General features: G+C 72.7%; 9 protein-coding genes. 6 read left to right on the top strand and 3 right to left on the bottom strand.

Annotation, left to right across the window (positions count from 1 at the left end; translation table 11 throughout):
- Nucleotides 1-130 precede the first annotated feature (130 nt).
- Complete coding sequence (locus AB0C69_RS28660; protein ID WP_360358290.1) at nt 131-1,216, bottom strand: DMT family transporter; 1,086 nt, start codon at nt 1,214-1,216, stop codon at nt 131-133.
- A gap of 89 nt (nt 1,217-1,305) precedes the next feature.
- Here AB0C69_RS28660 and AB0C69_RS28655 point away from each other — a divergent pair, with 89 nt between their 5' ends.
- The gene (locus tag AB0C69_RS28655) at nt 1,306-1,878 is read left to right on the top strand and encodes a helix-turn-helix domain-containing protein (RefSeq protein WP_360358289.1); all 573 of its coding nucleotides are present in this window, start codon (nt 1,306-1,308) and stop codon (nt 1,876-1,878) included.
- On the opposite strand, the gene secA2 is transcribed toward AB0C69_RS28655, so the two are convergent.
- Nucleotides 1,859-4,192 carry an accessory Sec system translocase SecA2 gene (gene secA2 / locus AB0C69_RS28650; protein WP_360358288.1) on the bottom strand — a complete coding sequence of 778 codons (2,334 nt, stop codon included), beginning with the start codon at nt 4,190-4,192 and terminating at the stop codon, nt 1,859-1,861. The two genes, AB0C69_RS28655 and secA2, sit on opposite strands and share 20 nt — an antisense overlap.
- 235 nt (nt 4,193-4,427) lie before the next feature.
- Here secA2 and AB0C69_RS28645 point away from each other — a divergent pair, with 235 nt between their 5' ends.
- On the top strand, nt 4,428-4,562 hold the full coding sequence (locus tag AB0C69_RS28645) for a hypothetical protein (RefSeq protein ID WP_258938661.1): 135 nt from the start codon (nt 4,428-4,430) through the stop codon (nt 4,560-4,562).
- Nucleotides 4,563-4,640: 78 nt separating this feature from the next.
- On the opposite strand, the gene AB0C69_RS28640 is transcribed toward AB0C69_RS28645, so the two are convergent.
- Entirely contained in the window at nt 4,641-5,864 is a 1,224-nt protein-coding gene (locus AB0C69_RS28640) for an ROK family transcriptional regulator (protein WP_345174292.1), read from the bottom strand.
- A 253-nt stretch (nt 5,865-6,117) separates the two neighbouring features.
- Here AB0C69_RS28640 and AB0C69_RS28635 point away from each other — a divergent pair, with 253 nt between their 5' ends.
- Genes AB0C69_RS28635 through AB0C69_RS28620 form a run of 4 tightly spaced genes read left to right on the top strand, consistent with a single transcriptional unit; the run spans nt 6,118 to nt 10,673 of the window.
- Complete coding sequence (locus AB0C69_RS28635) at nt 6,118-7,389, top strand: extracellular solute-binding protein (protein WP_345174291.1); 1,272 nt, start codon at nt 6,118-6,120, stop codon at nt 7,387-7,389.
- A gap of 22 nt (nt 7,390-7,411) precedes the next feature.
- Nucleotides 7,412-8,383 (top strand): sugar ABC transporter permease, encoded by a 972-nt coding sequence (locus tag AB0C69_RS28630; RefSeq protein WP_360358287.1) that lies wholly within the window; start codon nt 7,412-7,414, stop codon nt 8,381-8,383.
- On the top strand, nt 8,380-9,219 hold the full coding sequence (locus AB0C69_RS28625) for a carbohydrate ABC transporter permease (RefSeq protein WP_345174285.1): 840 nt from the start codon (nt 8,380-8,382) through the stop codon (nt 9,217-9,219). The genes AB0C69_RS28630 and AB0C69_RS28625 overlap by 4 nt, the downstream gene beginning before the upstream one ends.
- A complete protein-coding gene (locus AB0C69_RS28620) occupies nt 9,216-10,673 on the top strand; it encodes a glycoside hydrolase family 3 N-terminal domain-containing protein (RefSeq protein ID WP_360358286.1) in 1,458 nt (485 codons plus the stop codon). Before AB0C69_RS28625 ends, AB0C69_RS28620 begins: the two co-directional genes overlap by 4 nt.
- Nucleotides 10,674-10,864 lie beyond the last annotated feature (191 nt).

Here is a 10,864-nt window from a genome sequence, read left to right as displayed (position 1 = left end):
CGGCCGATCCCGCCAACCCGTACGGCGCGGCGCTGCCCTGGCCGGAGCGCGCCGACGAGGTCGCCAGCGGCCACAAGCCGGGCCGCAAGGCCGGCGCGCTCGTCGTCCTGGTCGAGGGCCGCCTCGTCCTCTACGTCGAGCGCGGCGGGCGGACGCTCCTGACCTGGGACGACGATCCCGGCGTCCTGCAGCCGGCCGTCGACGCGCTCGCCCTGGCCGTCCGCGAGGGGGCGCTCGGCAAGCTGACCGTGGAGCGCGCCGACGGCGAGGCGATCGGCGACTCCCCGCTGGCCGCCGCGCTCGAGTCGGCCGGGTTCCATCCCACGCCTCGCGGGCTGCGGCTGCGCTCCTGACCGCCCGAGCCCCGAAGCGCGACGGTCACGGCGGCGGCGCATACGAGCACGCCCAGGAGTGACGGCAGGGTGAGCGTGCTGCCGAACATCAGCCATCCCCACAGCATCGTCGTGGGTGGTGTCAGGTAGAGCAGGGCGGACACGCGCGCAACCCCTGTGCGCCGGACGTTGACCCAGTACAGCCCGTACCCGCCGAACATCGCCAGCACGACGAGGATGGCGATGGCGGTCCAGAACGCGGGGTCGGCCGGCGGAACCAGTGAGCCGTCCACGCCGGCGAAGCCCGAGAACACCACGGCGCTCACGCCGGCCTGGACGGCCAGCGCCTCCGGGAGCTCCAGCGAGGGGCGCGTGCGGCGTTCGACGAGGGTGGCGCCGACGAGGGAGAGCATGGCGGCGAAGGGAAGCGCGTACGCCCAGGCAGGGGCGTCCGCGCTCAGGTCGCCGCCGACGACGAGGGCGACGCCGCCGAGACCGGCGGCGAACCCGGCGAGCTGCCGGCGGCCGACCGGTTCGCCGAGCAGGGGCGCGGCGAGCGCGACCGCGACGAGCGGCTGCAACGCCGTGATCAGGCTGTTGACGCCCTCCACGACGCCGTGCTCGGCGGCGAGGAACACGCCGGAGAGGTAGCCGACCTGGCCCAGCGTCCCGATCAGGGCGTGCAGGGCCAGGTCCCGGGGCGGGATCCGGCGGCGGCGCCACAGCAGCCAGATGCCGAGCGCGCCCGCGCCGATGACGAACCGCCAGGCCAGCAGCGCGCTCGCGGGCGCGCTGCGGGTGCCGAGCTCGGCGCCGACGAACCCGGAGCTCCACATGACGACGAACGCGGCGCCCAGCAGGGCGTCCGATCGGCGGATGTCCACTGGCCCTCCCGAGGTATACATACCGGTATACCTACAACGTAGCCATACCGGTATGTATACTCCGAGTCACCCCCGAGGAAGGAGCCGAGATGCCCGCGCACGACCGGCCGCTCACCCCCGCCGCCCGGCGGGTCCTCCAGGCCGCGAGCGAGCTGTTCTACGAGCGCGGCATCGGCTCGGTCGGCATGGAGTTGATCGCCGCCGAGGCGGGCGTCACGAAGAAGACCGTCTACGACCGGTTCGGCTCGAAGGACGCGCTGATCCTGGCCTACCTGCGGGCCCGCGACGAGCGGTGGCGCGCCTTCACGACCGGCCGGATCGCCGAGGCCGGCGGCGCCCGCGAGCGGGTGCTCGCCACCTTCGACGCCATCGGCGAGTGGATGGCCGCCGAGTGCGGGCGCGGATGCTCGATGGTGAACGCCTGCGCCGAGCTGCCCGACCCGTCCCACCCGGTCCACGGGGCGGCCGCCGAGCAGAAGGCGTGGGTGCGCGCCCTCTACGCCGGCCTGGTGGGCGACGGCGTGCTGGCCGACCAGCTGCTCATCCTGCACGAGGGCGCGATCGTGGCCTTCAGCGTGGCCGGCGTCCGCGACGCGGCGGCCCTCGCCCGCGCCGCCGCCGAGGCGATCGTGCCCCGGGAGCTCAGCGCCGCCGCCCCCTGAACATGTTGATCAGCCCGCGCAGGGCTCGCTCGTCCAAGGACCCGAACGGGTTGTCGTGGACGAGGTAGGTCCAGGTCGCCGACGGCCGCTTCAGCCCCGCGGAGTCGAGGTCGACGCCGTCCTCGGAGGCGGTGAGGGCCTCGAAGGCGGCCACGGACCGCTTCCGCGCGTCGGCCAGGAGCCGCTTGCCCGCCGGGACGGCCTCCCGGTTGAACTCGACCAGCGGGTCCAGGCCGCGGCCGAGCGACCGCAGGTGGATGCCCTCGCGCAGGTCGGCGAGGAACGCCAGGTGCTCGGCCCAGCAGCGGTCCAGCTGGTACAGGACGATCTGCCGGGCGGCGCCGGCCACCGCCTCCGCGCCCGCGATCGCGGTGAGCTCGGCGTGCCGGTCCGGGGCGTCGGCCGCCATGGCCTTGTCGGCGGCGTCGCCGTGCAGGACGGCGTCGCGCTCGGCGAGCACCTCCCGCCGCTGGAGCCCGATCAGATGGTTGTACCGCCACGTGTTGCGGTGCAGCTCCAGGTCGACGCCCTCCGCGACGCGCTGGGCGTGGCCGACGATCCAGTGCGCGCCCTTGTCGGTGATGAGCCCGTCGTCTCCGGCGGGCGCCTTCGACTCCTCGTCCGGCGCGTAGCGGGTGACGAGGTCGTCCTGGAGGCTGGTGAAGAACACCGAGCCGCCGGGGTCGCCCTGCCGTCCGGCCCGCCCCCTGAGCTGGTCGTCCAGGCGGCTGCTGTGGTAGCGGCCCGTCCCGATGACCAGCAGGCCGCCGGCGCGCGCGACCCGGTCGTGGTCGGCGCCGTCCCGCTCGGCCGGGGCCGTGCCCGGGGCGGACGGCGAGGGGCTGCCGCCCAGCCGGATGTCGGTGCCCCGGCCGGCCATCTGGGTGGAGACGGTGATCGCGCCGTACGCGCCCGCCTCCGCGATGATCGCGGCCTCCTCGGCGTCGTTCTTGGCGTTGAGGACGACCCGGTCGAGCCCGGCGCGGGCCAGCCGGCGGGCCAGCCGCTCGGACTCGGCGACGTCGCCCGTCCCGACCAGCACCGGACGCCCCTCGGCGTGCGCGGCGGCGATCTCCTCGACGATCGCGACCTCCTTGTCGGCGGCGGTCGCGTAGAGGCGGTCCGGCTCGTCCTCGCGGACGCACGGCCGGTTCGGCGGGACGACCGCGATCGGCAGCGAGTAGAACTCGGTCAGCTGCCCGGCGACGGCCATCGCGGTGCCCGTCATGCCGCACCGGACGGGATAGCGCCCGATCAGCTCCTGCACGGTGATCGAGTCGAGGATCTCCCCGCTCGGGGAGGCGTCCAGGGCCTCCTTCGCCTCGACCGCCGCCTGCAGGCCGTCCGGCCAGCGCTGCAGCAGGGCGACCCGGCCCCGCGACTCGCTGACCAGCTTCACCGCGCCGTCGCGGACGATGTAGTCCACGTCGCGGTGCAGCAGGACCTCCGCGTGCAGCGCCACGTTCACCGCGGTGAGCGCGGCGAGGTTCTCCGGCGCGTAGAGGTCGAGCCCGAGGGCCCGCTCCACCTCGCGCGCCCCGGCCGCCGTGAGCTGGACGTTGCGCGCCTCGTCGTCGGTGGCGTAGTGCAGCCCGGGGCGCAGCCGCCGGACCAGGTCGGCGTGCCGCGGATCCGCGGCGTCGAGGTCGGCGGCGCCCGCGAGCACGAGCGGCACCATGGCCTCGTCCACCAGCACCGAGTCGGCCTCGTCGATCAGCGCGACGGACGGCTCGGGCAGCACGAGGTCGGCGGCGCCGGTGGCGAGCCGGTCCCGGAGCAGGTCGAACCCGACCTCGCTGACCGGCGCGTACGTCACGTCCGCCCGGTAGGCCTCGCGCCGCTCGGCGGGGGTGGACGACTGGCCGACCCAGGCGACGGTGACGCCCAGCATCGCGTAGAGCGGGCCCATCCACTCGGCGTCGCGCCGCGCCAGGTAGTCGTTGACCGACATCACGTGGACCCGGTGGCCGCGCAGCGCGTGCCCGGCCGCCGCCAGGGCGCCCGCCAGGGTCTTGCCCTCGCCGGTGGCCATCTCGGCGACGTGCCCCGACAGCATCGCGAGCGTTCCGAGGAGCTGCACGTCGAAGGGCCGCTCCCCCAGGGTACGCCGGGCGGCCTCCCGGCCGAGGGCGCACAGCTCCGCGAGGTCCTCCTTCCGGCGGAGGGCGGACACGGCGGCGGTCAGCTCCGCGTCCGGCAGCTCCCGGACGCGGGACTCGCGCGCCGCCGCCTCGTCCACCAGGGCGCGCAGCGGCGCGAGATCGACGCTTCCCGGCTTCTGGACGAGGCGCCGCAGACGGTCACGCAGCGCCATGAAGTCCCCTCGGTTCGTCGCTCACGGTTCCCCCAACGGGCGGGTAGAAGTCGGCGTTCCCCATGATCTCAGCGCGCCGGGCCCGGGACTGTCCAGGGCGGGCCTCCGCTGTTGGTCTGACCTCGAATTCATTCCTCGGGCGGATACCCCCCGGCCCTTTCGTTTGAGAGCATGGCCGCATCACGGGGTTTGCGGTGGCCCAGGGGAAAGCGCCACCGCGGAACGGGGTTTCGGCATGACACCTACGGCACGCAAGGCCGCCGCTCTCCGGCGCAAGCGTCAGATCATCAGCCAGACCGTCATCGACCGCGCGCTGAACGACCCTCGGCGTCATCCGGAGGTCGCCGTCGCGGCGGCGTCCGCCAAGTAGGGGAACGGTCCACCGCGCGAGCGGGAAGCGCCCGCGCCCGGCGGGCGCGGGCGCTTCCCGCTTCGCCGACGCGCCTTCCTACGATGCCCCCGCGGCCGAGAAGACGTCGTCGCGGGCCTGCTCCAGCGCCGCGTGCAGGGCGCCTCGCAGGACGGGGTTGCCCTTCACGCCGGTGACGGCGACGGCGGGGCGGGTCGGGCTGATCCGGCCGACGATCGACTCGATGCGGGTGGCCAGCGGCCGCCCCCCGGCCCGGCCGAGGCTGCCCGACAGCACCATGAGCCCCGGGTCCAGGACGATGTTGACCGAGGTCACGCCGTAGGAGATGCGGTCGGCGAGCTCGTCGAGGAACGGCCCGCCGCGGTCCTCGTCGGCGGCGGCCGCGCGGACGCAGTCCACGGCGGTCGGCTCGGCGATGCCGTGCTGGTGGGCGAGGGCGCGGACCGCGTCGGCGCCCACCAGGGCCCCGTAGCCGCCGGCGAGGGTCGGGATCCCCCAGGTCGTCGACTCGGTGACCCCCTCGTCCTGCGTGGCGCGCCGGGCGGCTCCGACCGGCAGCGGCGCCCCGGGGACGGGCAGGTAGCCGATCTCCCCCGCGCCGCCCCACCGGCCGCGGTGCAGCCGTCCGCCCAGCATCACCGACAGGCCCATGCCGCGGTCGAGCCACATGAGCGCGAAGTCGTCGGCGTCGCGGGCGGCCCCGTAGGCCCGCTCGGCGATCGCGGCGAGGTTCACGTCGTTCTCGATGGTCACGGGCCGGCGCAGGTCGGTGCGCAGCGCGGCGAGGACGCCCTCGTGCCAGGCGGGCAGGTCGAAGGAGAACTGGACGTCGCCGGAGCGCGGGTCGACGACGCCGGGCGTCCCGATGACGAACGCGCTCAGCTTCGACACCGCGACCTTGGCCGAGCGGCACGCCTTGACGACGGCGCTGTGCACCATCTTGACGGGGTCGTCGGCGCCGTTGGGGTCCACGGTCACCTGGGCGACGATGTGGCCGGTGATGTCGGCGACGCCGGCCGTCACCCCGTCCGGCCCGACCTCCAGGCCCGCGACGTACGCGCTGGACGGGACGACCGCATAGAGTGCGGCGTTGGGGCCCCGCCCCCCGGCCTGCTCCCCCACCACCGAGACGAGCCCGCGCTCCTCCAGCCGTGACAGCAGCTGGGACGCGGTCACCTTCGACAGCCCGGTGTGCTCGCCGATCTGCGCGCGGGTGAGCGGGCCCTGCTCGACGAGCAGGTCCAGCGCCGCGCGGTCGTTCAGCTCACGCAGCAGCCTCGGCGTTCCCGGGCGTCTTGCCATTGCGACCCCTGATGTCTCAATCCGCTAACGAGCAGTTTTGTTTAGGAAAGTTTCTTGTTAGTTTACGCCCAAGCGCCGACCGGCACGGTACCCCGGGTCGGGGGCGCTCGCAGAGCGCGGACTGGCGAGCAGGGCGCCCGCGAGCGATGCGAACGCGAGAGGGGCATGGCTGGGACCCTAAAGGGTCCGCGCCGTCTCCACTCGCACCGCAGGCCACAAGGCCGCGCGAGGCGATGCCGGAAAGGAACCCCCAGTGAAGTACATCAAGGTTGCGGCCGTGACGGCCGCGATCGCCCTGGCCGCCACGGCCTGCGGCGGCGACGGCAAGGACGGCGACGCGGGCGACGGCAAGGACCCGGCGCAGCTCAAGGTCTGGATGATGGGCGACGGCACGCCCGAGCAGACCAAGATCCTCGACGGCGTCGAGGCCGAGTTCAAGAAGAAGCACCCGAACACCGACGTCCAGGTCAAGTACGTGCCGTGGCCGCAGGTCGCCACCACCTTCCAGAAGGCGGCGGCCGGCGGCGAGGGCCCCGACGTCACCGAGCTCGGCAACACCGACGTCCAGTCCCACATCGAGCAGGGCAGCCTCGCCGACATCACCGACGAGTTCAAGGGCTGGGCCGACGGCAAGACGCTGAACAAGACCGCGCTCGGCAACGACACCGCGGACGGCAAGACCTACGCGGTGCCGTGGTACGGCGGCGTCCGCGGCGTCTGGTACCGGACGGACTGGTTCCAGGAGCTCGGCATCCAGCCGCCGAAGACGTGGGCGGACCTCACCGCCGCCGCGAAGAAGGTGCAGGAAGCCAAGAAGGTCCCCGGCATCGGCATCCCGAGCGACCAGACCAACGCGCTGCTCAGCTTCGTGTGGGGCAATGGCGGCGAGGTCGCCGTCGACGACGGCAAGGGCGGCTTCAAGGGCCAGCTCGACCAGCCGCAGGCGGTCGAGGCGGTCAAGTACTACGCCGGGCTCGTCACCACCGAGAAGGTCGCGCCCGCCAAGTACGTCGGCAAGAACGAGCTGGAGGGCCCGCAGCGCGACTTCGCGCTCGGCAAGCTCGGCATGTACGTCGACGGCAGCTGGGCGCTCAAGGAGATGAAGAAGATCTCCGAGAAGAACGCCGACAAGTGGGGCGTCTTCCCGATCCCGAGCAAGACCGGCGGCAACGCCCCGGTCATGGCGGGCGGCTCCGACCTCGCGGTCTGGAAGGACAGCAAGGCCAAGAGCGCGGCCTTCGACTACATCACGCTGCTGAACGACGCCAAGAACGCCAAGATCTGGGCGGACTACAGCGGCTTCTCCTCCATGCGGTCGGACGTGAAGTTCTCCGACCCCAAGCTGGAGGTCTTCACCTCGATCGCCGGCAACACCAAGTTCCCGCCGATCAGCGCCGGCTGGGGCGAGTTCGAGCAGGCCAAGAAGGTGCTGCCGAACGCCGTCAAGGCGATCATGCAGGGCAAGTCCGCCGAGGAGGAGATGAAGAAGGCGAACGAGCAGGCCAACACGCTGCTGAACCCGTAGTACCCGGCTGATCGGAACGTCCATGCTCGACACCGCTCCCGCGGTGCGGAGAGCGCCCGGCCGGAGAACGTCCGGCCGGGCGCGCCCCCGCCGCAGGCCCCGCTTCGGGCCCTACCTGCTGATCGCGCCCACCGTGCTCGTGATCGCCGTCCTGATGTTCTGGCCCATGATCCAGATCGGGGTCATGTCGTTCCAGAAGGTCGGCAACCGCCAGCTGCGCGGCGAGCCGGCCGAGACGGTGGGGACCGAGAACTTCGACAAGATCTTCAACGACCCGTTCTTCTGGCAGACCCTGCGGCACACCGTGCTGTTCGCCGTCGTCGCGGTGTCCCTGACCCTGGTCGTCGGGACGCTGGTGGGGCTGCTGCTCAACAAGCTCGGCAAGCGGATGTCGAGCTTCGTCGCCGGCGGCGTCATGGTCGCCTGGGCGACCCCGCCGGTCACCGCCGCGATCATCTTCAGCTGGCTGTTCGGCACCACCGGCGGCCTGGTCAACTGGTGCCTGGACCTGCTGCCGGACTTCCTGGTCGGCGGCGGCTGGAGCGACTACAACTGGTTCGCCACGCCGCTGTCCACCTACACCGTCCTCACCGTGTGCGTCGTCTGGCAGGCGTGCCCGTTCGTCGCGGTGTCCGTGCTGGCCGGGCTGAAGAGCGTCCCGGGCGAGCTGTACGAGGCGGCCCGGGTCGACGGCTCCGGACCGTGGCGGACGTTCTGGAGCCTCACCTACCCGATGCTCAAGCCGATCTTCCTCGTGCTGGTCGTCATGTCGATCATCTGGGACTTCAAGGTCTTCACGCAGCTGTTCATCATGGCCGGGATGGCCAACCGCGACGCGTTCAACCTGTCGCTGTACGGCTACTCCGAGGCGTTCGGCTCGCTGAATCCGAAACTCGGCATGGGCTCGGCGATCGCGCTCGTGCTCACGCTCATCCTGCTCGTCGTCACCGCCCTCTACGTGCGGGTCATGGTCCGTCAGGGGGAGACCCGATGAGGCGCCTGCCGCGCAAGCTGCTGCTGAACGGGACGGGCCTGCTGGTCTTCGCGATCGCGGTGTTCCCCGTCTTCTGGATGGCCTCCACCGCGTTCAAGCCCAACACCGAGATCTTCAGCACGACGCCGAAGCCGCTGCCGTCCCATCCGACGCTGGAGCACTTCGACCTGGTGCTGAACGGCGGCATCGCCGAGGTCTCCTTCTGGGAGTACTTCCGCAACAGCGCGATCCTGGCGCTCGTCACCGTCCTGGTGTCGGGGCTGCTCTCGCTGATGGCCGCGATCGCCGTCGCCCGCTTCCGGTTCCGCTTCCGCACCACCTTCCTGATCATGCTGCTGGTGGTGCAGATGGTGCCGTGCGAGGCGCTGGTCATCCCCCTGTTCCTGGACCTGAAGCAGCTGGACCTGCTGAACAGCCTGGCCGGCCTCGTCATCGTCTACATCGGGTTCGCCGTCCCGTTCGCGATCTGGATGCTGCGCGGCTTCGTCGCCGCGGTGCCCCGCGAGCTGGAGGAGGCCGCCGCCATCGACGGCGCGGGCCCCGTCCGGACGTTCCTGCGCGTCATGCTCCCGCTCGTCGCGCCCGGCCTGGTGGCGACCAGCATCTTCTCCTTCATCACCGCCTGGAACGAGTTCATCTTCGCGTTCACGTTCCTGGACGACCAGACCAAGTACACCCTGCCGATCATGCTGCAGTTCTTCTTCGGCCGCAGCGGCAACGCCTGGGGGCCCATCATGGCAGCGTCCACGCTGCTCACCATTCCCGTCATCGCCTTCTTCCTGATCGTCCAGCGCCGCATGGTGTCCGGGCTCACCGCCGGGGCGGTGAAGGGGTGACGACCGACGACATCGCGACCACGGCCGAGATCGCCCGGCTCGCCCGCGGCACGCTGCTCCCGTCCTTCCCCGGCGCGACCGCGCCCCACTGGGTCCTGGACGAGCTGGAGGCCGGCCTCGGCGGCGTCACGCTCTTCGCCCTCACCGGCAACGTCCCGAGCCCGGAGGCGCTGGCCGCGCTCACCGCGCAGATGCGCAAGGCCGGCGACCCCTTCATCACGATCGACGAGGAGGGCGGCGACGTCACCCGCCTCGGCGGCCACGCGACCGGCAGCCCCTACCCGGGCAACGCCGCGCTCGGCGCCGTCGACGACCCCGAACTGACCCGCCGCATCTACCGGTCGCTCGGCGCCGAACTGGCCGAGGTCGGCGTCAACTTCAACTTCGCGCCGTCGGTCGACGTCAACACCGCCGACGACAACCCCGTGATCGGCACCCGCTCGTTCGGCTCGGACCCCGCGCTGGTCGCGCGGCACGCCGCCGCCGCCGTCACCGGCACGCAGGAGGCGGGCGTCGCCGCCTGCGCCAAGCACTTCCCCGGCCACGGCGCGACCGTGGACGACTCCCACCTCGGGATCCCGCTCGTCGACGCCGACCTGGACCTGCTGGACCGCCGCGAGCTCGTCCCGTTCCGGGCGGCGATCGCGGCCGGCACCCGCGCGGTGATGACCGGGCACCTCAACCTGCCCGCCATCACCCACGGGGCGCCGGCCACCCTCTCCCCGGAGGCGATCACCGGCCTGCTCCGCGAGCGGCTCGGCTACCAGGGCGTGATCGTCACCGACGCGCTCGACATGCAGGGCGCCAGCGGCGCCATCGGCATCCCGGAGGCGTCCGTGCGGGCCCTCATCGCGGGCGCCGACCTGCTGTGCCTCGGCCCCCGCGAGCACGCCGAGACCGTCGAGGCCACCCTCGCCGCGATCGACGAGGCCGTCCGCGCCGGGCGCCTCCCCCTCGCCAGGCTGGCCGACGCGGCCGAGCGCACCCGCCTGCTCAGGGAATGGCTCGCCGGGCACAGCCCCGCCGCCGTCGACCGGCCCGCCGGCCTGGAGGCCGCCCGCCGCGCCGTCCGCGTCACGGGCGCCCTGCCCGGCTGGACCGCGGCGCCCCTGGTCGTCGAGACCGAGTCGACGGGCAACATCGCGGTCGGCCCGACGCCCTGGGGCCTGCGCCCGTGGGCGCCCGACGCCGTCCAGGCCGACGGCGCGGACGGGACGGCGGAACGTGTCTTGGACCGTGCCAAGGGGCGCGGCCTCGTCATCGTCCTCCGCGACGCCCACCGGCACTCCGGCCAGCGCGCCCTCACCACCGCCCTCCTCACCGCCCGCCCCGACACCGTCGTCGTCGAGATGGGCCTCCCCGTCTGGCGCCCCCGCTCCGCCGTCTACATGGCCACCTACGGCGCCGCCGCCGCCAACGCCCAAGCAGCCGCCGAACTACTGGGACTGTGTTGATTGCCTTTTTCTCCTCCTTCGGGCCTTGACGGCCCTCCATCGTCGAAAAAAGCGGGCGATCGCTGGCATCGCTCCGTCTCGCCTGGCGGCTCGCTTCGCGATCAGGTTCTCGCTCCGCTCGAACCTGCCTTCGGACGCGATCGCTGTACCTATGGCAGTGCTCTCCTCCTTCGGGCCCGGAGGCCCTCCAT

It is taken from the genome of Actinomadura sp. NPDC048032 (assembly GCF_040653175.1).
Taxonomy (GTDB): domain Bacteria; phylum Actinomycetota; class Actinomycetes; order Streptosporangiales; family Streptosporangiaceae; genus Spirillospora; species Spirillospora verrucosospora.
The sequence above is the reverse complement of the archived record's forward strand: the minus strand, read 5'-3'. Positions and strand labels throughout refer to the sequence as shown.

Excerpts from the sequence above, each read along its gene's own strand:
- AB0C69_RS28645 (WP_258938661.1), top strand. The coding sequence starts at position 4,428 with ATGACACCTACGGCACGCAAGGCCGCCGCTCTCCGGCGCAAGCGTCAG.
- AB0C69_RS28630 (WP_360358287.1), top strand. The coding sequence starts at position 7,412 with ATGCTCGACACCGCTCCCGCGGTGCGGAGAGCGCCCGGCCGGAGAACG.
- secA2 (WP_360358288.1), bottom strand. The coding sequence starts at position 4,192 with ATGGCGCTGCGTGACCGTCTGCGGCGCCTCGTCCAGAAGCCGGGAAGC.
- AB0C69_RS28625 (WP_345174285.1), top strand. The coding sequence starts at position 8,380 with ATGAGGCGCCTGCCGCGCAAGCTGCTGCTGAACGGGACGGGCCTGCTG.
- AB0C69_RS28640 (WP_345174292.1), bottom strand. The coding sequence starts at position 5,864 with ATGGCAAGACGCCCGGGAACGCCGAGGCTGCTGCGTGAGCTGAACGAC.
- AB0C69_RS28655 (WP_360358289.1), top strand. The coding sequence starts at position 1,306 with ATGCCCGCGCACGACCGGCCGCTCACCCCCGCCGCCCGGCGGGTCCTC.